Annotated in this window: 33 protein-coding genes and 3 pseudogenes; 35 read left to right on the forward strand and 1 reads right to left on the reverse strand. The window is 56.7% G+C overall.

Annotation, left to right across the window (positions count from 1 at the left end; genetic code table 11):
• The 34 genes and pseudogenes from PHI64_RS20815 to rplQ all read left to right on the forward strand — a co-directional run.
• Positions 1-1,524, forward strand: a pseudogene (locus PHI64_RS20815) (DNA-directed RNA polymerase subunit beta'); the annotation flags it as partial.
• A gap of 130 nt (positions 1,525-1,654) precedes the next feature.
• The gene (gene rpsL, locus PHI64_RS20820) at positions 1,655-2,032 is read left to right on the forward strand and encodes a 30S ribosomal protein S12 (RefSeq protein ID WP_079432645.1); all 378 of its coding nucleotides are present in this window, start codon (positions 1,655-1,657) and stop codon (positions 2,030-2,032) included.
• Positions 2,033-2,065: 33 nt separating this feature from the next.
• Complete coding sequence (gene rpsG, locus PHI64_RS20825; protein WP_299887363.1) at positions 2,066-2,539, forward strand: 30S ribosomal protein S7; 474 nt, start codon at positions 2,066-2,068, stop codon at positions 2,537-2,539.
• Between the two features lie 117 nt (positions 2,540-2,656).
• On the forward strand, positions 2,657-4,750 hold the full coding sequence (fusA, locus tag PHI64_RS20830; RefSeq protein WP_299887365.1) for an elongation factor G: 2,094 nt from the start codon (positions 2,657-2,659) through the stop codon (positions 4,748-4,750).
• 30 nt (positions 4,751-4,780) lie between these two features.
• A complete protein-coding gene (gene tuf, locus PHI64_RS20835) occupies positions 4,781-5,971 on the forward strand; it encodes an elongation factor Tu (RefSeq protein WP_299887367.1) in 1,191 nt (396 codons plus the stop codon).
• A gap of 56 nt (positions 5,972-6,027) precedes the next feature.
• Positions 6,028-6,339, forward strand: coding sequence for a 30S ribosomal protein S10 (rpsJ, locus tag PHI64_RS20840; protein ID WP_079432648.1), 312 nt, complete (start codon positions 6,028-6,030; stop codon positions 6,337-6,339).
• A gap of 117 nt (positions 6,340-6,456) precedes the next feature.
• Entirely contained in the window at positions 6,457-7,101 is a 645-nt protein-coding gene (gene rplC, locus PHI64_RS20845; protein WP_299887370.1) for a 50S ribosomal protein L3, read from the forward strand.
• Positions 7,102-7,112: 11 nt separating this feature from the next.
• The gene (rplD, locus tag PHI64_RS20850; protein WP_299887373.1) at positions 7,113-7,739 is read left to right on the forward strand and encodes a 50S ribosomal protein L4; all 627 of its coding nucleotides are present in this window, start codon (positions 7,113-7,115) and stop codon (positions 7,737-7,739) included.
• Positions 7,736-8,041 (forward strand): 50S ribosomal protein L23, encoded by a 306-nt coding sequence (gene rplW, locus PHI64_RS20855; RefSeq protein WP_276658153.1) that lies wholly within the window; start codon positions 7,736-7,738, stop codon positions 8,039-8,041. The genes rplD and rplW overlap by 4 nt, the downstream gene beginning before the upstream one ends.
• Before the next feature lie 5 nt (positions 8,042-8,046).
• Positions 8,047-8,874: a 50S ribosomal protein L2 gene (gene rplB, locus PHI64_RS20860; protein WP_299887379.1), complete on the forward strand. Its 828-nt coding sequence runs from the start codon at positions 8,047-8,049 to the stop codon at positions 8,872-8,874.
• 10 nt (positions 8,875-8,884) lie between these two features.
• Positions 8,885-9,160 carry a 30S ribosomal protein S19 gene (gene rpsS, locus PHI64_RS20865; RefSeq protein WP_276658157.1) on the forward strand — a complete coding sequence of 92 codons (276 nt, stop codon included), beginning with the start codon at positions 8,885-8,887 and terminating at the stop codon, positions 9,158-9,160.
• Positions 9,161-9,172: 12 nt separating this feature from the next.
• A complete protein-coding gene (gene rplV / locus PHI64_RS20870; RefSeq protein ID WP_169148423.1) occupies positions 9,173-9,502 on the forward strand; it encodes a 50S ribosomal protein L22 in 330 nt (109 codons plus the stop codon).
• A 9-nt stretch (positions 9,503-9,511) separates the two neighbouring features.
• Complete coding sequence (gene rpsC, locus PHI64_RS20875) at positions 9,512-10,336, forward strand: 30S ribosomal protein S3 (protein WP_299887387.1); 825 nt, start codon at positions 9,512-9,514, stop codon at positions 10,334-10,336.
• Complete coding sequence (gene rplP, locus PHI64_RS20880) at positions 10,305-10,718, forward strand: 50S ribosomal protein L16 (RefSeq protein WP_079432654.1); 414 nt, start codon at positions 10,305-10,307, stop codon at positions 10,716-10,718. The genes rpsC and rplP overlap by 32 nt, the downstream gene beginning before the upstream one ends.
• 3 nt (positions 10,719-10,721) lie before the next feature.
• Positions 10,722-10,916, forward strand: coding sequence for a 50S ribosomal protein L29 (gene rpmC / locus PHI64_RS20885; protein ID WP_296408680.1), 195 nt, complete (start codon positions 10,722-10,724; stop codon positions 10,914-10,916).
• Positions 10,913-11,179, forward strand: coding sequence for a 30S ribosomal protein S17 (rpsQ, locus tag PHI64_RS20890; RefSeq protein ID WP_299887432.1), 267 nt, complete (start codon positions 10,913-10,915; stop codon positions 11,177-11,179). The genes rpmC and rpsQ overlap by 4 nt, the downstream gene beginning before the upstream one ends.
• Positions 11,180-11,329: 150 nt before the next feature.
• Positions 11,330-11,698 (forward strand): 50S ribosomal protein L14, encoded by a 369-nt coding sequence (gene rplN / locus PHI64_RS20895; RefSeq protein WP_141354256.1) that lies wholly within the window; start codon positions 11,330-11,332, stop codon positions 11,696-11,698.
• Positions 11,699-11,704: 6 nt separating this feature from the next.
• On the forward strand, positions 11,705-12,022 hold the full coding sequence (gene rplX / locus PHI64_RS20900; protein WP_299887476.1) for a 50S ribosomal protein L24: 318 nt from the start codon (positions 11,705-11,707) through the stop codon (positions 12,020-12,022).
• A 9-nt stretch (positions 12,023-12,031) separates the two neighbouring features.
• On the forward strand, positions 12,032-12,571 hold the full coding sequence (gene rplE / locus PHI64_RS20905; RefSeq protein WP_299887437.1) for a 50S ribosomal protein L5: 540 nt from the start codon (positions 12,032-12,034) through the stop codon (positions 12,569-12,571).
• Between the two features lie 7 nt (positions 12,572-12,578).
• Complete coding sequence (gene rpsN, locus PHI64_RS20910; protein ID WP_141354262.1) at positions 12,579-12,884, forward strand: 30S ribosomal protein S14; 306 nt, start codon at positions 12,579-12,581, stop codon at positions 12,882-12,884.
• Positions 12,885-12,894: 10 nt separating this feature from the next.
• Entirely contained in the window at positions 12,895-13,290 is a 396-nt protein-coding gene (gene rpsH, locus PHI64_RS20915) for a 30S ribosomal protein S8 (RefSeq protein WP_299887444.1), read from the forward strand.
• Between the two features lie 12 nt (positions 13,291-13,302).
• A complete protein-coding gene (rplF, locus tag PHI64_RS20920) occupies positions 13,303-13,836 on the forward strand; it encodes a 50S ribosomal protein L6 (RefSeq protein ID WP_299887447.1) in 534 nt (177 codons plus the stop codon).
• Between the two features lie 12 nt (positions 13,837-13,848).
• Positions 13,849-14,202, forward strand: a complete 354-nt coding sequence (gene rplR, locus PHI64_RS20925) for a 50S ribosomal protein L18 (RefSeq protein ID WP_299887479.1) — start codon at positions 13,849-13,851, stop codon at positions 14,200-14,202.
• A gap of 12 nt (positions 14,203-14,214) precedes the next feature.
• The gene (rpsE, locus tag PHI64_RS20930; protein WP_299887450.1) at positions 14,215-14,739 is read left to right on the forward strand and encodes a 30S ribosomal protein S5; all 525 of its coding nucleotides are present in this window, start codon (positions 14,215-14,217) and stop codon (positions 14,737-14,739) included.
• A 3-nt stretch (positions 14,740-14,742) separates the two neighbouring features.
• Positions 14,743-14,925: a 50S ribosomal protein L30 gene (gene rpmD / locus PHI64_RS20935; RefSeq protein ID WP_299861296.1), complete on the forward strand. Its 183-nt coding sequence runs from the start codon at positions 14,743-14,745 to the stop codon at positions 14,923-14,925.
• On the forward strand, positions 14,926-15,366 hold the full coding sequence (gene rplO / locus PHI64_RS20940) for a 50S ribosomal protein L15 (RefSeq protein ID WP_299887453.1): 441 nt from the start codon (positions 14,926-14,928) through the stop codon (positions 15,364-15,366). It abuts the gene before it with no gap.
• Between the two features lie 9 nt (positions 15,367-15,375).
• Positions 15,376-16,701, forward strand: a complete 1,326-nt coding sequence (gene secY, locus PHI64_RS20945; protein ID WP_299887455.1) for a preprotein translocase subunit SecY — start codon at positions 15,376-15,378, stop codon at positions 16,699-16,701.
• A 4-nt stretch (positions 16,702-16,705) separates the two neighbouring features.
• Positions 16,706-16,924 (forward strand): translation initiation factor IF-1, encoded by a 219-nt coding sequence (gene infA / locus PHI64_RS20950; protein WP_169148410.1) that lies wholly within the window; start codon positions 16,706-16,708, stop codon positions 16,922-16,924.
• 22 nt (positions 16,925-16,946) lie between these two features.
• A complete protein-coding gene (rpmJ, locus tag PHI64_RS20955) occupies positions 16,947-17,060 on the forward strand; it encodes a 50S ribosomal protein L36 (RefSeq protein WP_079432668.1) in 114 nt (37 codons plus the stop codon).
• A 53-nt stretch (positions 17,061-17,113) separates the two neighbouring features.
• Positions 17,114-17,476, forward strand: coding sequence for a 30S ribosomal protein S13 (rpsM, locus tag PHI64_RS20960; RefSeq protein ID WP_296408669.1), 363 nt, complete (start codon positions 17,114-17,116; stop codon positions 17,474-17,476).
• A gap of 13 nt (positions 17,477-17,489) precedes the next feature.
• Positions 17,490-17,879, forward strand: coding sequence for a 30S ribosomal protein S11 (gene rpsK / locus PHI64_RS20965; RefSeq protein ID WP_079432670.1), 390 nt, complete (start codon positions 17,490-17,492; stop codon positions 17,877-17,879).
• A 14-nt stretch (positions 17,880-17,893) separates the two neighbouring features.
• Entirely contained in the window at positions 17,894-18,523 is a 630-nt protein-coding gene (gene rpsD / locus PHI64_RS20970) for a 30S ribosomal protein S4 (RefSeq protein WP_299887466.1), read from the forward strand.
• A 42-nt stretch (positions 18,524-18,565) separates the two neighbouring features.
• Positions 18,566-19,546 carry a DNA-directed RNA polymerase subunit alpha gene (gene rpoA / locus PHI64_RS20975; RefSeq protein ID WP_299887470.1) on the forward strand — a complete coding sequence of 327 codons (981 nt, stop codon included), beginning with the start codon at positions 18,566-18,568 and terminating at the stop codon, positions 19,544-19,546.
• A gap of 26 nt (positions 19,547-19,572) precedes the next feature.
• Positions 19,573-19,974: a 50S ribosomal protein L17 gene (gene rplQ / locus PHI64_RS20980; RefSeq protein WP_299887473.1), complete on the forward strand. Its 402-nt coding sequence runs from the start codon at positions 19,573-19,575 to the stop codon at positions 19,972-19,974.
• A gap of 215 nt (positions 19,975-20,189) precedes the next feature.
• Here the strand turns inward: rplQ and PHI64_RS20985 are convergent.
• Positions 20,190-20,528 (reverse strand): annotated as a pseudogene (locus PHI64_RS20985) (transposase); the annotation flags it as partial.
• Positions 20,529-20,646: 118 nt separating this feature from the next.
• On the opposite strand from PHI64_RS20985, the pseudogene PHI64_RS20990 reads away from it, so the two are divergent.
• Positions 20,647-20,910, forward strand: a pseudogene (locus PHI64_RS20990) (helix-turn-helix domain-containing protein); the annotation flags it as partial.
• Positions 20,911-21,097: the final 187 nt, after the last annotated feature.

The raw sequence follows: 21,097 nt of genomic DNA on the forward strand, positions 1-21,097 counted from the left end.
TGTGCCAAGTGCTACGGTCGTGACCTGGGTCGCGGTTCCTTGGTTAATGCCGGTGAGGCTGTTGGTGTCATCGCCGCCCAGTCGATCGGTGAGCCGGGTACCCAGCTGACCATGCGGACCTTCCACGTTGGTGGTGCCGCATCCCGGGCTGCTGCAGCGAGTGCTGTCGAAGCCAAGTCTGCCGGTGTGATCCGCTTTACGCAGAACATGCGTTACGTTGCGAATGCCAAGGGCGAGAAGATCGTTATCTCTCGCTCCGCGGAGATCGTCGTTACCGACGACATGGGGCGTGAGCGTGAGCGTCACAAGATCCCGTATGGCGCGACCCTTTCGGTTGATGAAGGTGTCACCATCAAGGCGGGCACCCAACTCGCTACCTGGGATCCGCACACCCGTCCCATCATCACCGAGTACGCCGGTATCGTCCGTTTCGAGAACGTCGAAGAGGGCGTCACCGTCGCCAAGCAGATCGACGAAGTTACTGGGCTATCGACCCTCGTCGTTATCGATGCGAAGCGCCGTGGCGCGAGCACCTCCAAGGGCGTGCGTCCTCAGGTCAAGCTGCTCACTGAATCAGGTGAGGAGGTTCGTATCGCCGGCACCGAGCACGCCGTGTCCATCACCTTCCAGGTCGGTTCGCTGATCACCGTGAAGGACGGCCAGCAGGTGTCTGTGGGTGACGTGCTTGCACGTATTCCCCAAGAGTCGGCCAAGACCCGTGACATCACCGGGGGTCTGCCGCGTGTGGCAGAGTTGTTTGAGGCGCGTGCTCCGAAGGATGCAGGCGTACTCGCCGAAGTGACGGGTACCGTCTCCTTCGGTAAAGATACCAAGGGCAAGCAGCGTCTTGTGATCACCGAGCCGGACGGTGCGGTGCATGAGTTCCTGATTCCCAAGGACAAGCACGTCATGGTTCACGATGGCCAGGTTGTGAACAAGGGCGAGCTGATCGTCGATGGTCCGGCTGATCCCCACGACATTCTGCGTCTGCAGGGTGTCGAGGCGCTCGCTCGTTACATCATTGACGAAGTGCAGGACGTGTATCGACTGCAGGGCGTGAAGATCAACGACAAGCACATCGAGGTGATCGTTCGCCAGATGTTGCGGCGCGTGGTTATCACTGATCCGGGCGATACCGGCTTCATCCGCGAAGAACAGGTCGAGCGTGCAGAAGTGCTGGACGAGAACGACAAGGTCGTGGCCGAGGGCAAGCTACCCGCCAACTACAATTTCCTGTTGTTGGGTATCACCAAGGCTTCCCTGTCCACCGATTCCTTCATCTCTGCGGCGTCCTTCCAGGAAACCACTCGCGTGCTGACCGAGGCTGCAATTCTCGGCAAGCGTGACGAGCTTCGGGGCCTGAAGGAGAACGTCATTGTCGGTCGACTGATCCCCGCGGGCACCGGTCTGGCATACCACCGGAACCGCAAGGCGCAGACTGTCGGTGAAGACTTGGGTGAAGGACACGCCTGGGCACCGCAGGCCGAAACTTCCGAAACCGAAAATGCTCAGCAGGCCGGTTGACGAAAGCTTGACGACAAAGATATACTCCGGCCTCTTTTTGCGGACTGGCCAATCGTAGTCAGTCGCAGCCGGAATAACCATCCGAGGCGGTCCGTTCGGGCTGCCTCGGTGTTTTGGGAAATTCTTAGCTATGCCAACAATTAATCAACTCGTTCGTAAGGGCCGGCAGGCGCCCGTTTCCAAGAGCAAGGTTCCCGCGCTCGAGGCATGCCCGCAGAAGCGGGGCGTTTGCACCCGCGTCTACACCACGACTCCGAAGAAGCCGAACTCTGCGCTGCGTAAAGTGGCCAAGGTTCGTCTCACCAACGGCTTTGAGGTGATCTCCTATATTGGCGGTGAAGGTCACAACCTTCAGGAGCACTCCGTCGTTCTGATTCGTGGTGGTCGGGTCAAGGATTTGCCTGGTGTGCGTTATCACATCGTGCGTGGTTCTCTTGATCTTCAGGGTGTCAAGGATCGCAAGCAGTCCCGGTCGAAGTACGGTGCAAAGCGCCCGAAAAAGTCTTAATTGTCGGCAACCAAAGAATAGCGAGAGTCAATCATGCCCCGTCGCCGTGACGTACCCAAGCGTGAAGTCCTGTCTGATCCGAAATTCGGCAGCCAGGACGTTTCCAAGTTTATCAACGCCATTATGCAGAGCGGCAAGAAGGCCGTCGCCGAGCGTATCGTTTATGGCGCATTCGAGACCATCGTTGCCAAGGGTAACGGCAAGGATCCTCTTGAAGTCTTCTCCGCTGCGCTCAGCAATGTCCGCCCGGTCGTGGAAGTGAAGAGCCGTCGCGTTGGTGGTGCGAACTACCAGGTTCCTGTTGAGGTTCGCCCGGCCCGCCGTATGGCGCTGTCCATGCGCTGGCTGCGTGAAGCTGCACGCAAGCGTTCCGAGAAGTCCATGGCGCAGCGCCTGGCTGGCGAATTGCTGGAGGCGGCTGAAGGTCGCGGCGCTGCGATGAAGAAGCGTGAAGAAGTGCACCGCATGGCGGAAGCCAACAAGGCTTTCTCGCACTATCGCTTCTGATTTTCAGGCGAAATCCAAGTCGGGCCCTGAAAGGGGCTCGATTTATTTGTAAAGCATAAGCACGAAATTGCGGGAGTGCCCGCTCTTTCGCAAACTCAGGAAGGCAAGGTTAGGGCTGTGGCACGCAAGACTCCCATCGAGCGCTATCGCAATATCGGTATCTCCGCACACATCGACGCCGGGAAGACGACTACCACCGAGCGGATCCTTTTTTACACGGGCGTGAGCCATAAGCTCGGTGAGGTCCATGATGGTGCGGCAACCACCGACTGGATGGCTCAGGAGCAGGAGCGTGGCATTACGATTACCTCCGCTGCAGTGACCTGTTTCTGGAAGGGTATGGATCAATCCTTCCCCGAGCATCGCTTCAATATCATCGACACCCCGGGGCACGTTGACTTCACTATCGAGGTGGAGCGCTCCATGCGCGTTCTTGATGGTGCCTGCATGGTGTATTGTGCAGTGGGTGGTGTGCAGCCCCAGTCTGAAACCGTATGGCGTCAGGCTACCAAGTACAAGGTTCCCCGTCTTGCGTTCGTCAATAAGATGGACCGTTCGGGTGCGAACTTCTTCAAGGTCGTGGAGCAGATGCGCACCCGCCTGAGTGCGAATCCTGTGCCTGTTGTGCTGCCCATTGGTGCTGAAGATACTTTTGTCGGTGTTATCGATCTGCTCAAGATGAAGGCCATCTTCTGGGATGAGGCATCCCAGGGCATGAAGTTCGACTACCGTGACATTCCGGAAGATCTCGTCTCCACGGCCGAAGAGTGGCGTGAAAAGATGGTCGAAGCTGCGGCTGAAGCATCCGAGGATCTGATGGATAAGTACCTCGAGAACGGCTCTCTCTCGGAAGAAGAGGTGATTTCCGGTCTGCGTGCCCGCACCCTCGCCTGCGAGATTCAGCCGATGCTGTGTGGTACCGCTTTCAAGAACAAGGGCGTTCAGCGGATGCTGGATGCGGTCATCCAGTACCTGCCTTCTCCTGTCGATATTCCTCCCGTCTCCGGTATCGATGATGACGAGAAGGAGGTTGTTCGTCACGCCCTCGATAGTGAGAAGTTCTCGGCGCTGGCCTTCAAGCTCATGACCGACCCGTTTGTGGGTCAGCTGACGTTCATTCGTGTTTATTCCGGCATTCTTGAGTCGGGTTCCACTGTCCTTAACTCCGTTAAGGGCAAGAAGGAGCGTATCGGCCGCCTGCTGCAGATGCATGCGAACGATCGGGAAGAAATCAAGGAAGTGCTGGCCGGCGATATCGCCGCCGCTGTGGGCCTCAAGGATGTAACCACGGGCGAAACCCTGTGCGACCCCGCTGCCCCCATTATTCTGGAGCGCATGGTTTTCCCTGATCCCGTTATCCACGTGGCGGTCGAGCCGAAGACGAAGGGTGACCAGGAGAAGATGGGTATTGCGCTGGGCCGTCTTGCTGCAGAAGATCCGTCCTTCCGTGTTCGTACCGACGAAGAGTCCGGTCAGACCATCATTTCCGGGATGGGTGAACTCCACCTCGAGATCATTGTTGATCGCATGAAGCGCGAGTTCAACGTTGAGGCCAATGTCGGGGCTCCTCAGGTTGCGTATCGCGAGGCGATCCGAAAGGCTGTCGAGCAGGAAGGCAAGTTTGTCAAGCAGTCTGGTGGTCGCGGTCAGTTCGGTCACGTCTGGATCAAGCTTGAGCCGAACGAGGCTGGCAAGGGGTATGAGTTCGTCGATGCCATCAAGGGTGGTGTTGTGCCGCGTGAGTACATTCCCGCTGTCGACAAGGGGCTTCAAGAGACTCTGCCGAATGGCGTGCTCGCCGGCTTCCCCGTTGTTGACGTCAAGGTCACGCTGTTCGACGGCTCCTACCACGATGTGGATTCGAACGAAAATGCCTTCAAGATGGCCGCTTCCATGGCTTTTAAGGACGCAATGCGCAAGGCCAGCCCGGTTCTGCTTGAGCCGATGATGGCTGTTGTCGTCGAGACTCCTGAAGACTACATGGGTAACGTGATGGGCGATCTGTCCGGTCGTCGCGGTATCGTGCAGGGTATGGACGATCTTCCCGGCGGCATCAAGGAAATCAAGGCGGAAGTTCCGCTTGCTGAAATGTTCGGCTACGCCACGCAGCTGCGTTCCCTGACTCAAGGGCGTGCGACTTACTCCATGGAGTTCAAGCACTACAACGAAGCTCCGCGCAATGTCGCCGAAGCCATCATCAACAAGAAATAATTGTCGAATCAACTTATCAGGAGCTAGAGAATGGCTAAGGAAAAATTCGAGCGGAAAAAGCCGCACGTAAACGTTGGCACGATTGGTCACGTTGACCATGGCAAGACCACGCTGACGGCTGCGATCACGACCGTTCTGTCGCGCAAGTTCGGCGGCGAGGCCAAGGCCTACGACCAGATCGATGCGGCGCCGGAAGAAAAGGCTCGTGGCATCACCATCAACACCGCTCACGTTGAATACGAAACCGATGGTCGTCACTACGCCCACGTGGACTGCCCGGGTCACGCCGACTACGTGAAGAACATGATTACGGGTGCTGCGCAGATGGATGGCGCCATCCTGGTCTGTTCTGCCGCTGACGGCCCGATGCCCCAGACGCGGGAGCACATTCTGCTGGCCCGTCAGGTTGGTGTTCCGTTCATCATCGTCTATCTGAACAAGTGCGACATGGTTGACGACGAAGAGCTGCTTGAGCTGGTTGAAATGGAAGTGCGGGAGCTGCTTTCCAAGTACGACTTCCCGGGTGATGATGTGCCCATCATCAAGGGTTCCGCCCTGAAGGCGCTGGAAGGTGATCAGTCCGATATCGGCGAACCCTCCATTTTCCGCCTGGCTGATGCGCTCGACTCCTACATCCCGACCCCCGAGCGTGCGGTTGATCTGCCCTTCCTGCTGCCGATCGAAGACGTGTTCTCGATTTCCGGTCGTGGCACCGTGGTGACCGGTCGTGTCGAGCGCGGCATCGTCAAGGTTGGTGAAGAAATCGAAATCGTCGGCATCAAGCCGACTGTGAAGACCACCTGCACTGGCGTGGAAATGTTCCGCAAGCTGCTGGATCAAGGTCAGGCTGGCGACAACGTGGGCGTGCTGCTGCGTGGCACCAAGCGTGAAGACGTCGAGCGCGGTCAAGTGCTGTGCAAGCCGGGCTCCATCAAGCCGCACACCCACTTCACGGGTGAGGTGTATGTGCTGTCGAAGGAAGAGGGTGGTCGTCACACCCCGTTCTTCAACAACTACCGTCCCCAGTTCTACTTCCGTACCACGGATGTGACGGGCTCCATCGCCCTGCCGGAAGGTACCGAGATGGTGATGCCGGGTGACAACATCTCCATGACCGTGAAGCTGATTGCGCCGATCGCCATGGAAGAAGGTCTGCGTTTCGCCATCCGTGAAGGCGGTCGTACCGTCGGCGCTGGCGTCGTTGCCAAGGTTATCGAGTAAGTTTCTAGTGGGCGCGGCACATGGTGTGCCGCGCTGTCTGCTCTTTGGAAGAAAAAATGCAAAACCAGAAAATCCGTATCCGTCTCAAGGCTTTTGACTACAAGCTTATCGATCAATCTGCTCTTGAGATTGTGGATACTGCGAAGCGTACTGGTGCAGTTGTCCGCGGCCCTGTTCCGCTGCCGACCCGCATCGAGCGTTTCGATCTGCTGCGTTCTCCGCACGTCAACAAGACTTCCCGTGATCAGTTCGAGATTCGCACGCATCTCCGTCTGATGGATATCGTCGATCCGACTGATAAAACGGTCGATGCGCTGATGAAGCTGGATCTTCCCGCCGGCGTAGACGTGGAAATCAAGCTGCAGTAATTCAAAACTATTGCGCTTAGTGTGCAAGGGCCGATATAATCCGGCCCTTGCGCTTTTTGGCGCAGTTTGTAATGACAATCGGTCCTGGTCAATCGCAACCAGGGTAAGGAGAATAAAATGAGTCTAGGCCTTGTCGGGCGCAAGGTGGGCATGACTCGCATTTTTGCCGAGGATGGTCAGTCCATTCCGGTGACTGTGCTGGATGTGTCCAATAACCGTGTGACCCAGATCAAAACGGCTGAATCGGATGGCTATTCTGCTGTCCAGGTGACCTTTGGTGTTCGGCGTGCTAGTCGTGTTAATAAGGCTGCTGCTGGGCATCTCGCCAAGGCGGGTGTCGAAGCGGGTCATGTTCTGAAGGAGTTTCGTGTTGATGCAGATCGCTTGTCTTCCCTGAAGGCTGGCGATGTTGTTGGCGTCGATATTTTTGCTGTCGGTCAGAAGGTTGATGTGAGTGGCGTTTCTATCGGTAAGGGTTATGCCGGTACGATCAAGCGTCACAATTTTGCTTCTGGTCGTCAGACTCACGGTAACTCCCGTAGCCACAACGTGCCGGGTTCGATCGGTATGGCGCAAGATCCGGGTCGGGTTTTCCCTGGTAAGCGCATGACCGGTCATCTGGGTGCGGCCAAGTGCACTGTGCAAAACCTTGAGGTGGTGCGCGTCGATGTCGAGCGCGGCCTTTTGTTGATCAAGGGCGGTGTGCCTGGTCATGACGGTGGCGATGTTGTTGTTCGCCCGGCCGTCAAGGCTGGCAACTGACGGGAGGCGTGATGGAACTGAAGCTGTTGAACGAACAGGGTCAGCCTTCTGCTACCCTGGAGGCGTCCGATGCGCTGTTTGGTCGCGAGTACAACGAAGCCCTGATTCATCAGGTCGTCGTTGCGTACATGGCCAACGCCCGCTCCGGCAATCGTGCCCAAAAGGGGCGCGATGAGGTTTCTCATACAACCCACAAGCCGTGGCGTCAAAAGGGTACGGGTCGCGCTCGCTCTGGTATGAGCTCGAGTCCGATCTGGCGTGGAGGCGGTCGTGCCTTCCCGAACAAGCCCGATGAGAACTTTTCTCACAAGGTTAACCGCAAGATGTACCGGGCCGGCGTGGCCGCGATTCTTTCGCAGCTCGCCCGTGATGGTCGTCTGTCGGTAGTTGAAGGTTTTGCCGTTGAAGCACCGAAGACGAAGCTGCTGGCTCAGAAGCTGAAGGGTCTGGGCTTGAGCGCAGGTCCCGTTCTGGTGATCACTGACACCTTTGACGAGAATCTGTACCTTTCGTCCCGTAATCTTCCGAACGTTCTTGTTCTTGAAGTCAGCGAGACTGATCCGGTTTCCCTGGTGCGCTTCCCCAACGTGCTGGTCACCAAGGGTGCAGTCGCCAAGATGGAGGAAATTTGGCAATGAGCGCATTCAAGGAAGAGCGTCTGATGCAGGTGCTGCTCGCTCCCCAGATCTCGGAGAAGGCTACCTACATCGCTGACAAGAACGAGCAGATCGTCTTTCGTGTCGCGAGTGATGCCACCAAGCCTGAAGTCAAAGCGGCTGTTGAGTTGCTTTTCAAGGTTGAGGTCAAGGCGGTTCAGGTTGCGAATGTCAAGGGCAAAGAAAAACGCTTTGGCAAGATGATCGGTCGTCGCAAGGGCTGGAAGAAGGCGTACGTGTGCCTTAAGCCGGGCCAAGAGATCAACTTTGCGGCCGGGGAGTAAGGGACATGGCACTCGTTAAAGTTAAACCGACGTCTGCCGGCCGTCGCGCAGTTGTGAAGGTTGTCAATGCCAATCTTCACAAGGGTGCGCCGCTTGCCTCGCTCGTCGAGAAGCAGACCAAGACTGCTGGCCGTAATAACAATGGCCACATCACTACCCGTCATAAGGGTGGTGGTCATAAGCAGCATTATCGTGTTGTCGATTTTCGTCGTAACAAGGACGGAATTGTCGCCAAGGTGGAGCGCCTTGAGTATGACCCCAATCGGTCTGCCAATATCGCTTTGCTTTGCTACGCTGATGGCGAACGTCGCTACATCATTGCTCCCAAGGGCATGGTCGTGGGTCAGGTGGTTGTCAGTGGGTCCGAGGCTCCGATCAAGTCGGGTAATGCCCTGCCGATCCGCAATATTCCGGTTGGTACCACCCTGCACTGTGTTGAGATGATTCCCGGTAAGGGCGCTCAGCTTGCTCGCGCTGCCGGTACGTCTGTTCAGCTGCTTGCACGCGAAGGTATCTACGCCCAGGTTCGCCTGCGTTCCGGTGAGATCCGTCGCGTTCATATCGAATGCCGCGCGACCATCGGTGAAGTCGGCAACGAAGAGCACAGCCTGCGCAAAATCGGTAAAGCTGGTGCCAATCGCTGGCGCGGCATCCGTCCGACCGTTCGTGGTACCGCGATGAACCCGGTGGATCACCCGCACGGTGGTGGTGAAGGCCGTACTGGCGAGGGCCGTGTGCCTGTCAGCCCGTGGGGTCAGCCGACGAAGGGTTATCGTACCCGTAGCGTCAAGCGTACCGACTCCATGATTGTTCAGCGTCGGCACAAGCGATAAGAGGTAAGAGATGGCACGTTCTATTAAGAAAGGCCCCTTTGTCGACGCTCACCTCCTCAAGAAGGTGGATGCCGCTCGGGTGTCGAATGACAAGCGCCCGATCAAGACTTGGTCGCGTCGCTCAACTGTGCTGCCGGATTTTGTGGGCTTGACGATCGCTGTTCATAACGGCCGTCAGCACATTCCGGTGTACGTTTCGGAAAATATGGTTGGTCACAAGCTGGGCGAATTCGCGCTTACCCGTACGTTCAAGGGTCATGCCGCCAGCAAGAAGGCCAAGCGCTAAGGAGATATGACGATGGAAACCAAAGCCATTCTCCGCGGCGTGCGTCTGTCGGAACAAAAGGGTCGTCTCGTTGCGGATCTGGTCCGCGGCAAGACCGTTGAGCAAGCTCTCAACATTCTGACCTTCTCCCCCAAAAAGGGCGCGAAGATCATCAAGAAGGTTGTTGAGTCCGCGATCGCGAACGCCGAGCACAATGACGGCGCCGATATCGATAGCCTGCGGGTCAAGACGATCTACGTTGAGCAAGGTACGACGCTGAAGCGTTTCACCGCCCGCGCAAAGGGTCGTGGCAATCGCATCAGCAAGCCGACCTGCCACATTTACGTCACGGTCGGAGAGTAAGGAGAACCCATGGGACAGAAAATCCATCCGACAGGCTTTCGTCTGGCGGTAACTCGTAACTGGGGCTCTCGCTGGTTTGCTGCTGGTAGCGATTTTTCGACGATGCTGAACGAAGACCTCAAGGTTCGTGCGCATCTGAAGAAGAAGCTTGCTCATGCTTCGGTGAGCCGCGTTGTCATCGAGCGTCCTGCAAAGAACGCCCGTATTACCGTTTTCAGTGCCCGGCCGGGCGTTGTGATCGGCAAGAAGGGCGAGGACATTGAAAAGCTGAAGGCTGATCTTCAAGGCATCATGGGCGTGCCCGTGCATGTGAATATCGAAGAAGTTCGGAAGCCGGAGACGGATGCCCAGCTGATCGCTGACTCCATTTCTCAGCAGCTCGTCAAGCGGATCATGTTCCGCCGTGCCATGAAGCGTGCCATGCAGAACGCGATGCGTTTGGGCGCTCAGGGCATCAAGATCATGAGCTCTGGCCGTCTGAACGGCGCGGAGATCGCTCGTACGGAGTGGTATCGCGAAGGTCGCGTGCCTCTTCATACTCTGCGTGCGGATATTGATTACGGCGTCTCCGAAGCGCATACCACCTATGGTGTCATCGGCATCAAGGTTTGGGTGTACAAGGGTGAGGCGCTTGCTCGTAACGAGCAGCCCGCAGCGACGGACAACGAAGGCGACAATCGTCGTGGTCGTCGTCGCAATGAGGGTGCCGACAGCAAGCCGGGTGCCAAGCGGCCCGCACGTCGCACTGGCGGCGATCAGGCTGATGGCGCAAAACGGACCAAAAAAGAAGCAGGAGTGAATGATGCTGCAGCCGTCGAGAAGGAAGTATCGTAAGGAGCAGAAGGGCCGCAATAAGGGTCTCGCCACCCGCGGTGCCAAGGTTAGCTTTGGCGAGTACGGTCTGAAGGCGGTTGGGCGTGGTCGTCTTACTGCTCGTCAGATTGAGTCTGCTCGTCGTGCCATGACTCGCCATATCAAGCGGGGTGGTCGTATTTGGATCCGCGTTTTTCCGGATAAGCCGATTTCGCAGAAGCCGGCCGAAGTGCGGATGGGTAACGGTAAAGGTAGTCCGGAGTACTGGGTTGCCGAGATCCAGCCTGGCAAGGTTCTCTACGAGATGGATGGTGTCGATGAAGCTCTGGCTCGTGAGGCGTTTCGCCTTGCTGCTGCCAAGCTCCCCATTGAGACCGTCTTCGTTGTCCGGATGGTGGGGTAAAACATGAAAGCTTCTGAATTGCGGGCTAAAGATGCCGGCGAGCTCAATGCGGAATTGCTTGAACTGCTGAAGGCTCAATTTAGTCTGCGCATGCAGACCGCCACGCAGCAACTGAGCAACACTTCGCAGCTCGGCAAGGTTCGAAAGGACATTGCTCGGGTCAAGACCATTCTTCGTGAGAAGGCGGGTGCGAAATGAACGATCAAGTCAAGAACAAGCGTGTTGAAGTTGGCCGCGTTGTCAGCGACAAGATGATGAACACGGTTACGGTGCTGGTGGAGCGCCGGGTAAAGCACCCCCTTTATGGCAAGGTGATCACCCGGACTGCCAAGTACCATGCCCATGTTGAGGCTGGTGTGGCGAAGACTGGTGATCTCGTGGAAATCGAGGAAACCCGTCCTATCTCCAAGACCAAGACCTGGCGGGTTACCAAGGTTCTCGAGCAGGTTGTGGCAGTTTAAGCAGTTCTAGTTGTACAAACGGCTTGCCAAGTGATTGGCAAGCCGTTATTATTGCTGTCTTTGCTCTTGCACGGTTTCCTGTGCAAGTCCAATCAACCCGAACGGGATCCAAAACTGGCCGCCGATAGCGTGTCAAGTTGGAGAGTTTAAATGATCCAAATGCAAACGATGCTGGACGTCGCCGATAATACCGGCGCGCGTTACGTGATGTGCATCAAGGTGCTGGGCGGCTCCAAGCGTCGCTACGCCGGTGTTGGTGACATCATCAAGGTGAGTATTAAAGATGCGGCTCCTCGTGGTCGCGTCAAAAAGGGCGACGTTTATAGCGCCGTGGTGGTTCGTACCGCCAAGGGTGTTCGCCGTCCGGATGGCTCGCTTATCAAGTTTGACCGCAATGCCGCGGTCCTGCTTAACAACAAGGGCGAGCCGATTGGTACGCGCATCTTCGGACCGGTTACGCGTGAATTGCGTACCGAGAAGTTCATGAAGATCGTCTCCTTGGCGCCTGAAGTTCTCTAAGGGGTTATTGTGAACAAGATTCGCAAAGGCGACGAAGTTGCCGTCCTCACGGGCAAAGATAAGGGCAAGCGCGGCACTGTTCTGCGTGTTGATGTCGATGCTGTCGTTGTAGAGGGTATTAATCGGGTCAAGAAGCACGTTCGTCCTAATCCGATGAAAGGCCAGGTTGGCGGTATCGTCGAAAAGGAAATGCCGATTCAGATTTCCAATGTGGCTGTCTTCAATGCCGCCACTCAGAAAGCTGATCGCGTCGGATTTAAGGTTCTTGAGGATGGTCGCAAGGTTCGCGTCTTCAAGTCCAATGGCGAAGTAGTGGATGCGTAAGGGATAGTCATGGCGCGCCTGCAAGAATTCTACAAAGAGACCGTGTCGCCTGAGCTTCTTCAGAAGTTCGGCTACAAGTCGGTCATGGAAGTGCCGCGGATCACTAAGATCACCCTGAATATGGGTGTGGGTGAGGCTGTTGGCGACAAGAAGGTTCTGGATTATGCGGTTGGCGATCTGCAGAAGATTGCTGGTCAGAAGCCTGTTACCACCAAGGCTAAGAAGTCGATTGCCGGCTTCAAGATCCGTGATGGCTATCCGATTGGCTGCATGGTCACGCTTCGTGGTCCCCGCATGTACGAGTTTCTCGACCGTTTGGTTACGATCGCTATGCCGCGCATTCGTGACTTTCGCGGTATTGCCGGTAAGGGCTTTGATGGCCGCGGCAATTACAACCTGGGTGTCAAGGAGCAGATTATTTTCCCCGAAATCGAGTACGACAAGATCGATGCTCTGCGTGGGATGAATATCAGCATCACGACGACTGCTAAGTCGGATGACGAGGCGCGCGCTCTGCTCGCCGCGTTCAAGTTCCCTTTCAAGAACTGAGGGTGTTATGGCGAAACTGTCTCTGATCAATCGCGAAGAGAAGCGCGCAAAGATGGTTGCTAAGTTCGCGGCCAAGCGTGCTGCTCTCTTCGAGCAGATCAACAACGCCAAGCTGTCGGATGAAGAGCGCATGGTTGCGCGTCTTAAGCTGCAACAACTGCCGCGCAACTCCAGTCCGAGCCGTCAGCGTAATCGCTGCGAGCAGACCGGTCGTCCGCGTGGTGTTTTCCGTAAATTCGGTCTGTGTCGTAACAAGCTGCGTGAAGTTGCTTTCCGCGGTGAAGTTCCTGGCATGACCAAGGCAAGCTGGTAAGGGGTCGAAGATGAGCATGTCTGATCCGATCGCCGATATGCTGACGCGGATTCGTAACGCGCAGCAGGCGCAAAAGAGCTCTGTTGCGATGCCCTCGTCCAAGCTGAAGGTTGCTATCGCGCGAGTTCTGAAGAGCGAAGGTTATATCGACGATTTCGCTGTGAATGAGAATGCAGGCAAGGCGGAGCTGGCCCTGTCGCTGAAGTACTACGCTGGGCGCCCGGTTATTGAGCGCATCGAGCGCGTCAGCCGTCCTGGGCTGCGTGTGTACAAGGGCAGTGATGATCTGCCTCGCGTCATGAACGGTCTTGGTGTGGCTATTGTGTCCACTCCCAAGGGTGTGATGACTGACCGCGCTGCGCGCGCTGCCCGTGCGGGCGGTGAAGTGCTGTGCATCGTGGCTTAAGGGGAGGTTGATATGTCCCGTGTAGCCAAGAATCCGGTCGTTCTGCCGGCAGGTGTTGATGTTTCCATTAGTGGCGGCCAGATTGTTGTCAAGGGCCCGTTGGGTTCCCTGGCGCAAGCAGTGCATCCGTCTGTCAAGGTTGAGCGCGAAGGCGATGGCGTGCAGTGCTCTGCTATCGAAGGTGCAGTCAATAGCAAGGCGATGTCCGGTACGATGCGTGCCCTGGTCAACAATATGGTGACTGGCGTGTCGAAGGGCTTCGAGCGCAAGCTCACGCTGGTGGGTGTGGGTTATCGTGCTCAGGCTCAAGGCGATAAGCTGAATCTGTCGCTGGGCTTCTCCCATCCGGTTGTGCATCAGATGCCCTCCGGCATCAAGGTTGAGACTCCGACCCAGACGGAGATCCTGATCAAGGGTGTCGATAAGCAAGCAGTCGGCAAGGTGGCCGCAGAAGTCCGCGCATATCGCGCACCGGAGCCCTATAAGGGCAAGGGTGTTCGCTACTCGGATGAAGTGGTGACCTTGAAAGAAACCAAGAAGAAGTAAGGGCGGATCATGATCACCAAGAAGGAAACGCGTTTGCGCCGGTCACGGAAAACCCGTGCCAAGATTGCGGAAATGAAGGCAGTCCGTCTGTCCGTGTTCCGTTCCAATTCCCACATCTACGCGCAGATCATCGCCGGTTGTGGCTCCAAGGTTCTTGCTGCTGCTTCCACCGTTGAGGCCGATGTTCGTGCCCAGGTGGCGAATGGTGGCAACAAGGCCGCCGCCGAACTGGTCGGTAAGCTGATTGCCGAGCGTGCCAAGGCCGCCGGTGTTGAGGCTGTTGCCTTTGACCGTTCCGGCTTCCAGTACCACGGCCGCGTCAAGGCGCTTGCCGATGCCGCCCGCGAAGGCGGATTGAAGTTCTAAGCGAGGTTTAGCATGGCTAAGCAGCAAACTAAGAAAGTGCAGGCCTCGGACGAGCGCGATGATGGCCTGCGCGAAAAGATGGTATCCATCAATCGTGTTACCAAGGTTGTGAAGGGCGGCCGGATCCTCGGTTTTGCTGCCCTTACGGTGGTTGGTGACGGCGATGGTGGTGTTGGTATGGGCAAGGGTAAGTCCCGTGAAGTGCCGGTTGCCGTTCAAAAGGCAATGGAAGAGGCACGTCGCAAGATGGCCAAGGTGTCGCTCAAGAACGGCACACTCCATCATTCGGTTATTGGCAAGCACGGCGCTTCTTCCGTGTTGATGCAACCGGCTCCCGTTGGTACCGGCATCATTGCGGGCGGCGCCATGCGTGCGGTCTTCGAAGTGATGGGTGTGACCGATATCATCGCCAAGTCCATCGGCTCGACCAATCCGTACAACGTGGTTCGTGCCACGCTGAATGGTCTCATGGCAACCAATGCTCCGTCCGTTATTGCTGCAAAGCGCGGCAAGACGGTTGAAGAGATCCAGGGGTAAGTCATGTCCGACAAGAAACTTAAGGTTACGCTCGTCAAAAGCGTCATCGGGACCAAGCAGTCCCATCGTGCAACCGTTCGCGGTCTTGGGCTTCGTCGTCTCAACCACACCGTGGAGCTGCAGGATACTCCTGCGGTGCGAGGCATGATCACCAAGGTTGCTTACCTCGTTAAGTGTGAGGCTTAAATGCGCCTGAATGCCATCAAACCTGCAGCGGGCGCCAAGCACGCTGCCAAGCGTGTCGGTCGCGGCATCGGTAGCGGACTCGGTAAGACCGCTGGCCGGGGCCACAAAGGTCAAAAGTCGCGTACCGGTGGTTTTCACAAGGTCGGCTTCGAGGGCGGTCAGATGCCCATGCAGCGCCGTCTGCCGAAGCGTGGTTTTGTTTCTCTGACCCGCGCTCGTATCGGTGAAGTGCGTCTGTCAGAGCTCGAGACCCTCCCGGTTGACGAAATCGATCTGCTTGTTCTTCAGCAGGCCGGCATCGTTGCGGCTGATGCGCTGGCAGCCAAGGTTGTTCTGTCCGGTTCGTTGAGCCGGAAGATCACCCTTCGTGGTGTTGGTGCTACCAAAGGCGCCAAGGCGGCTATTGAAGCTGCTGGTGGTTCCGTCGAATCCGCCGAGTAAAGGTTTAGCGTGGCGAATCAACAGTCCGCGCTTGCGGCACCGGGCAAGTTTGGAGATCTGAAGCGTCGTTTGATCTTCTTGCTCGGTGCGCTGATCGTCTATCGAATCGGTGCGCACATTCCAGTGCCAGGGATTGATCCTGTTGCTCTCGCTGACCTGTTCAAGAGTCAGAAGGGTGGGATTCTCGGGGTCTTCAATCTGTTCTCGGGTGGTGCTCTTTCGCGCTTTACCATTTTCGCTCTTGGGATCATGCCTTATATCTCGGCGTCGATCATCATGCAGCTTCTTACGGTCGCGTCTCCGCAGTTGGAGGCACTGAAGAAAGAGGGCGAGGCTGGGCGCAGGAAGATTACACAATTCACTCGTTATGGAACGCTTGCTCTTGCCTTGTTCCAAGGCTTGGGGATTGCGATCGCACTAGAGTCTCAGCAGGGGCTTGTTCTTGAGCCGGGTGTGATGTTCCGGTTTGTAACGGTTTCCACTTTGGTGACCGGGACGATGTTCCTTATGTGGCTGGGTGAGCAGATTACCGAGCGCGGTCTGGGTAACGGTATTTCGATCATCATTTTTGCGGGTATCGCCGCGGGTCTTCCAGGTTCGCTTGGTGGGTTGTTTGAGCTGGTTCGTACCGGTGCAATGCATCCTTTTACCGCATTGGTGATTTGCGTTCTGGTTGTCGCTGTGACCGCTGTTGTGGTCTTTGTGGAGCGTGGTCAGCGAAAAATTCTTGTTAACTACGCGAAGCGTCAGGTTGGTAACAAGATTTATGGTGGGCAGAGTTCTCACTTGCCGCTCAAGCTGAACATGGCCGGTGTGATCCCTCCGATCTTCGCCTCAAGCATCATTCTTTTTCCTGCGACACTGGCTCAGTGGTTCGGTTCGTCGGAAAGTTTGAGTTGGCTTAAGGATCTGGGGGCCACTCTTGCTCCTGGGCAGCCGATTTATGTGATTCTTTACGCAGCAGCGATCGTGTTTTTCTGCTTCTTCTATACCGCGTTGGTCTTCAATTCGAAGGAGACTGCCGATAATTTGAAGAAGAGCGGTGCGTTTGTTCCTGGCATTCGGCCTGGTGATCAGACTGCCCGATATATCGACAAGATTCTGACGCGTCTCACGCTTGCTGGGGCTGTTTATATCACCCTGGTTTGCTTGTTGCCGGAGTTTCTGATCTTGAAGTGGAACGTACCGTTCTATTTCGGTGGGACGTCCTTGTTGATCATCGTGGTGGTGACGATGGACTTCATGTCCCAGGTTCAGGCCTACATCATGTCCCACCAGTACGAAGGCCTTTTGAAGAAGGCTAACTTCAAAGGCTCACGGGTTCCGCTTAAGTAGTTTTATGTCGAAGGAAGATTACATCGAGATGCAGGGTGAGGTTCTCGAGAACCTCCCTAACGCAACCTTCAAAGTCAAGTTGGAAAATGGCCATGTTGTACTGGGTCATATCTCTGGGAAGATGAGGATGCACTACATCCGTATCCTTCCTGGTGACAAGGTAACGGTGCAGTTAACCCCATACGATTTAAGCAGAGCCCGGATCGTTTTTCGAGCGAAATAACAGAAGTACTCAGGAGCTAGAAATGAGAGTTCAAGCATCGGTCAAGCGTCTTTGCAGAAACTGCAAGATTGTCCGTCGCAAAGGTGTCGTTCGCGTGATCTGTACGGATCCGCGTCACAAGCAGCGCCAGGGTTGATGCGGTCACCCGCATTCTTTATAATTTAATGTTTAGCATTTTGGGGTGAACGCATGGCCCGCATTGCAGGGGTAAACATTCCCAACCATAAGCACGTGGAAATCGCTTTGACCGCGATTTTCGGGATCGGCCGCACTCGCGCGCAGCAGATCTGTGATGCGGCCAGTGTGGTCCGCTCCGTGAAGATTAAAGACCTTACCGAGTCCGATATGGAACGGCTCCGCGACGAAGTCGCGAAGTTCACCGTCGAGGGTGATCTGCGCCGTGAAGTGACGATGAGTATCAAGCGCCTCATGGATCTGGGGTGCTATCGCGGGGTGCGCCATCGTCGTGGTCTGCCCCTTCGTGGTCAGCGTACGCGTACCAATGCCCGCACCCGGAAGGGTCCGCGCAAGGCTATCGCTGGCAAGAAGTAATCAGGGATAAGACATGGCAAAGACTGCTGCGAAGGTTCGCAAGAAGATCAAGAAGAACGTGGCGGAGGGCATTGCCCACGTTCACGCGTCTTTCAATAACACGATCATCACGATCACCGATCGCCAGGGCAACGCGCTGTCGTGGGCTACCTCTGGTGGCGCCGGCTTCAAGGGCTCCCGCAAGAGCACCCCGTTCGCTGCCCAGGTCGCTGCTGAAGCGGCTGGCAAGGTGGCCATCGAGTGTGGCATCAAGAACCTGGAAGTCCGCGTGAAGGGCCCTGGCCCCGGTCGCGAATCCAGCGTTCGTGCGCTCAATGCGCTGGGTATCAAGATCACGACGATCACTGATATCACGCCGATCCCGCACAACGGCTGCCGTCCGCCGAAGAAGCGTCGTATCTGACAAGGAGTTGAACAGTGGCTCGTAATCTTGACCCCAAGTGCCGTCAGTGCCGTCGCGAGGGTGAAAAGCTCTTCCTGAAGGGCGAAAAGTGCTTTACCGACAAGTGCGCGATTGAGCGTCGTTCCTACGCTCCTGGCCAGCATGGCCAGAAATCTGGTCAGCGTCTGTCTGGGTATGGCGTTCAGTTGCGTGAGAAGCAGAAGATCCGCCGTGTCTATGGCGTTCTTGAGCGTCAGTTCCGGAAGACTTACGCCGAAGCGGATCGTCGCAAGGGGCAGACCGGTGAGAACCTGCTCCAGTTGCTCGAAGGTCGTCTGGACGCCGTGGCGTATCGTATGGGTTTCGGTGCTTCCCGCGCTGAAGCACGCCAGATCGTTCGTCACAACGGCGTACTCGTTAACGGCAAGCGGGTCAATATCCCGTCTTATACCGTTCGTCCCGGCGATGAAATTCAATTGACCGACTCTGCGCGCACTCAACTGCGTGTTAAGGCTGCTCTCGAGGCCGCTGAAGCCCGTGGCTTCCCTGAGTGGCTGTCGGTGGACTACAAGGCTGGTAAAGGCGTGTTCAAGGCTTACCCGCAACGTGCGGAACTGCCGGCTACGCTGAACGAAGGTTTGGTCGTCGAACTGTATTCGCGTTAATGGTGGTCGCGCCGACGGCGCGACTCAACAGAAGGATTGTCGATGCAAAGTAATGCTCTGCTGAAACCGCGCATCATTGAGGTGCAGAATGTTTCGCCGGTGCACGCTCGTGTGACGATGGAGCCGTTTGAACGCGGTTTCGGTCACACGCTTGGTAACGCGCTCCGTCGGATTCTGCTTTCCTCACTGCCGGGCTACGCTCCGACCGAGGTTTCGATCGAAGGCGTACTGCATGAGTACTCGACGCTGGATGGTGTGCGGGAAGACGTTGTCGACCTGCTTCTCAATCTGAAGGGCGTTGTTCTCAAATTGCATGGTCGCAACGAAGCAACTCTTTCGCTGGCTAAGTCCGGTGAGGGTGTTGTGACGGCTGCGGACATCGAACTGTCGCATGATGTCGAGGTGATCAATCCTGATCACGTTCTCGCTCATCTTGCTCCGGGGGGCAAGCTTGACCTGCAGATCAAGGTCGAGCAAGGGCGCGGGTATGTGCCCGGGAATCAGCGTCCTGCGGCTGGTGAGTCGAAGACGATCGGGCGCATCGTTCTCGATGCGTCATTCAGCCCAGTCCGTCGTGTCAGCTACGCTGTTGAGAGCGCCCGCGTCGAGCAGCGTACCGACTTGGACCGTCTGGTTCTGGATATCGAAACTAACGGTGCCGTTGATCCCGAGGAAGCTGTGCGGTTTGCGGCCAGGGTGTTGATGGATCAACTGTCGGTGTTCGCAGATCTCGAGGGTACTCCCACTGCTGTGGAAGCTCCCAAGGCGCCTGCCATCGATCCTATCCTGCTGCGTCCGGTGGATGATCTCGAGCTGACGGTTCGCTCTGCGAACTGCCTTAAGGCCGAGAATATTTATTACATCGGCGACTTGATCCAGCGGACCGAGACCGAGTTGTTGAAGACGCCGAATCTTGGGCGTAAGTCGCTGAACGAGATCAAGGAAGTTCTTGCCTCGCGCGGTCTCACGCTGGGTATGAAACTTGAAAATTGGCCGCCGGCCGGGCTGGAAAAGCTCGGTTGAGCGTAACGAAGAAGAGGTAATTACAAATGCGTCACCGTAACGGTCTTCGCAAGCTCAACCGCACCAGCAGCCACCGTCAGGCTATGCTGCGCAATATGGCAAACTCGCTGCTCCGTCACGAAGTCATCAAGACGACCGTGCCGAAGGCGAAGGAGCTCCGTAAGGTTGTTGAGCCCCTGATCACCCTCGGCAAGAAGCCGAGTCTGGCAAATCGCCGCCTGGCCTTTGATCGCCTCCGCGATCGCGATATCGTTGTCAAGATTTTTGATGAACTTGGTCCGCGTTTTGCTGCTCGCAATGGTGGCTATCTGCGTATTCTCAAGTGCGGCTTCCGCGATGGGGACAACGCCCCGATGGCGTTCGTTGAGCTGCTTGATCGTCCGGATGCTGAGGCGGCCGGTGCCGAGGTCGAACAGGCTGCAGCTTGAGTCGTAGCAGCTAATTGAAGGTGTAGTAAATCTCGGTTTGGTTGTGTTGAGGACGCGGTAGTGCGGCGCGTTCGAACAGCAATTACCAGCTTGGGCACAAGGGGGCATTTATTGCCCCCTTGTTGTTTTTGGAGGGTAGGCCCCCGGCAATCCCCTCTTCACCGAGCTTCAGGCTGAATCCGGTAAGCCCCCGGCGATCCCCTCTTGACCAAGCCTCAGGCTGACTCCGGTCTCCACCGATGCGGCAACAGCTCTCCGATCCGACTCTGTGGCTGCGTCGGCAGGCGGGTGAGGACGTCTTTCAGATAGGCGAAGGGCTCATGCCCATTGAGCCGCGCCGACTGGATCAGGCTCATGATCGCCGCCGCGCGCTTGCCGGCGCGCAGCGAACCCGCAAAGAGCCAGTTCTTGCGGCCGATGGCAATCGGCCGGATCTGGTTCTCGATCCAGTTGTTGTCGATGGGAACGCGGCCATCCGTCAGGTAATGGGTCAGCGCCGCCCAACGCTTGAGGGTGTAGTCGATGGCCCTGGCGCTGGATGAGCCGTTGGGGATCTTCCTGTTGTTGCCGGCCGAAAACTGACCATCAATCGGGGTGAATTCCGGTTGAAATTTGACCAGGGTGTTTAACCTCCCTGCCTCTTTTTGAGGCAGAGGAAGCGAGGTGATCACCATGGAAATGCTGGGCAAGGTCAGACGGATGTATTACCGGGACGGACTGTCCCGTTCGGAGATTTCGCGGCGCACGGGCTTGTCGCGCAACACGGTCAAGAAGTGGTTGAGAGCTCCGGAAGGGGCCTCGGCGGCTTACCGGCGGGAATCCACGCCGGGCAAGCTGGGGCCGTACCAGGCCACCTTGATCCAAGCCCTTGAAGCGGACGCGCGAAGGCCCAAGCGGGACCGTCGCAGCGCCAAGGCACTGCTGGCTGAGCTCAGGGGCTTGGTGTATTGACCCAGTGAAATCCTGCTCAGGTGTTAACCTTGAAAGGAACGACACATGGGCACCTCGAATAACCCGAGGTTTTCAATGAATTCCGCCGCGCAACGATGATCGCGACCCAATTCGATTCAATTTCGCTGAGCAAACGCCGCCTTTCCCTGCGGTGTAGCCCCGTTTTTGCCTC

The organism is Zoogloea sp., assembly GCF_028689785.1.
Taxonomy (GTDB): domain Bacteria; phylum Pseudomonadota; class Gammaproteobacteria; order Burkholderiales; family Rhodocyclaceae; genus Zoogloea.

Bases quoted from the DNA above. Each gene is read 5' to 3' on its own strand.
- rpsL (WP_079432645.1), top strand. From the start codon at position 1,655: ATGCCAACAATTAATCAACTCGTTCGTAAGGGCCGGCAGGCGCCCGTT.
- rpsG (WP_299887363.1), top strand. From the start codon at position 2,066: ATGCCCCGTCGCCGTGACGTACCCAAGCGTGAAGTCCTGTCTGATCCG.
- tuf (WP_299887367.1), top strand. From the start codon at position 4,781: ATGGCTAAGGAAAAATTCGAGCGGAAAAAGCCGCACGTAAACGTTGGC.
- rpsJ (WP_079432648.1), top strand. From the start codon at position 6,028: ATGCAAAACCAGAAAATCCGTATCCGTCTCAAGGCTTTTGACTACAAG.
- rplC (WP_299887370.1), top strand. From the start codon at position 6,457: ATGAGTCTAGGCCTTGTCGGGCGCAAGGTGGGCATGACTCGCATTTTT.
- rplD (WP_299887373.1), top strand. From the start codon at position 7,113: ATGGAACTGAAGCTGTTGAACGAACAGGGTCAGCCTTCTGCTACCCTG.
- rplW (WP_276658153.1), top strand. From the start codon at position 7,736: ATGAGCGCATTCAAGGAAGAGCGTCTGATGCAGGTGCTGCTCGCTCCC.
- rplB (WP_299887379.1), top strand. From the start codon at position 8,047: ATGGCACTCGTTAAAGTTAAACCGACGTCTGCCGGCCGTCGCGCAGTT.
- rpsS (WP_276658157.1), top strand. From the start codon at position 8,885: ATGGCACGTTCTATTAAGAAAGGCCCCTTTGTCGACGCTCACCTCCTC.
- rplV (WP_169148423.1), top strand. From the start codon at position 9,173: ATGGAAACCAAAGCCATTCTCCGCGGCGTGCGTCTGTCGGAACAAAAG.
- rpsC (WP_299887387.1), top strand. From the start codon at position 9,512: ATGGGACAGAAAATCCATCCGACAGGCTTTCGTCTGGCGGTAACTCGT.
- rplP (WP_079432654.1), top strand. From the start codon at position 10,305: ATGCTGCAGCCGTCGAGAAGGAAGTATCGTAAGGAGCAGAAGGGCCGC.
- rpmC (WP_296408680.1), top strand. From the start codon at position 10,722: ATGAAAGCTTCTGAATTGCGGGCTAAAGATGCCGGCGAGCTCAATGCG.
- rpsQ (WP_299887432.1), top strand. From the start codon at position 10,913: ATGAACGATCAAGTCAAGAACAAGCGTGTTGAAGTTGGCCGCGTTGTC.
- rplN (WP_141354256.1), top strand. From the start codon at position 11,330: ATGATCCAAATGCAAACGATGCTGGACGTCGCCGATAATACCGGCGCG.
- rplE (WP_299887437.1), top strand. From the start codon at position 12,032: ATGGCGCGCCTGCAAGAATTCTACAAAGAGACCGTGTCGCCTGAGCTT.
- rpsN (WP_141354262.1), top strand. From the start codon at position 12,579: ATGGCGAAACTGTCTCTGATCAATCGCGAAGAGAAGCGCGCAAAGATG.
- rpsH (WP_299887444.1), top strand. From the start codon at position 12,895: ATGAGCATGTCTGATCCGATCGCCGATATGCTGACGCGGATTCGTAAC.
- rplF (WP_299887447.1), top strand. From the start codon at position 13,303: ATGTCCCGTGTAGCCAAGAATCCGGTCGTTCTGCCGGCAGGTGTTGAT.
- rpsE (WP_299887450.1), top strand. From the start codon at position 14,215: ATGGCTAAGCAGCAAACTAAGAAAGTGCAGGCCTCGGACGAGCGCGAT.
- rpmD (WP_299861296.1), top strand. From the start codon at position 14,743: ATGTCCGACAAGAAACTTAAGGTTACGCTCGTCAAAAGCGTCATCGGG.
- rplO (WP_299887453.1), top strand. From the start codon at position 14,926: ATGCGCCTGAATGCCATCAAACCTGCAGCGGGCGCCAAGCACGCTGCC.
- infA (WP_169148410.1), top strand. From the start codon at position 16,706: ATGTCGAAGGAAGATTACATCGAGATGCAGGGTGAGGTTCTCGAGAAC.
- rpmJ (WP_079432668.1), top strand. From the start codon at position 16,947: ATGAGAGTTCAAGCATCGGTCAAGCGTCTTTGCAGAAACTGCAAGATT.
- rpsM (WP_296408669.1), top strand. From the start codon at position 17,114: ATGGCCCGCATTGCAGGGGTAAACATTCCCAACCATAAGCACGTGGAA.
- rpsK (WP_079432670.1), top strand. From the start codon at position 17,490: ATGGCAAAGACTGCTGCGAAGGTTCGCAAGAAGATCAAGAAGAACGTG.
- rpoA (WP_299887470.1), top strand. From the start codon at position 18,566: ATGCAAAGTAATGCTCTGCTGAAACCGCGCATCATTGAGGTGCAGAAT.
- rplQ (WP_299887473.1), top strand. From the start codon at position 19,573: ATGCGTCACCGTAACGGTCTTCGCAAGCTCAACCGCACCAGCAGCCAC.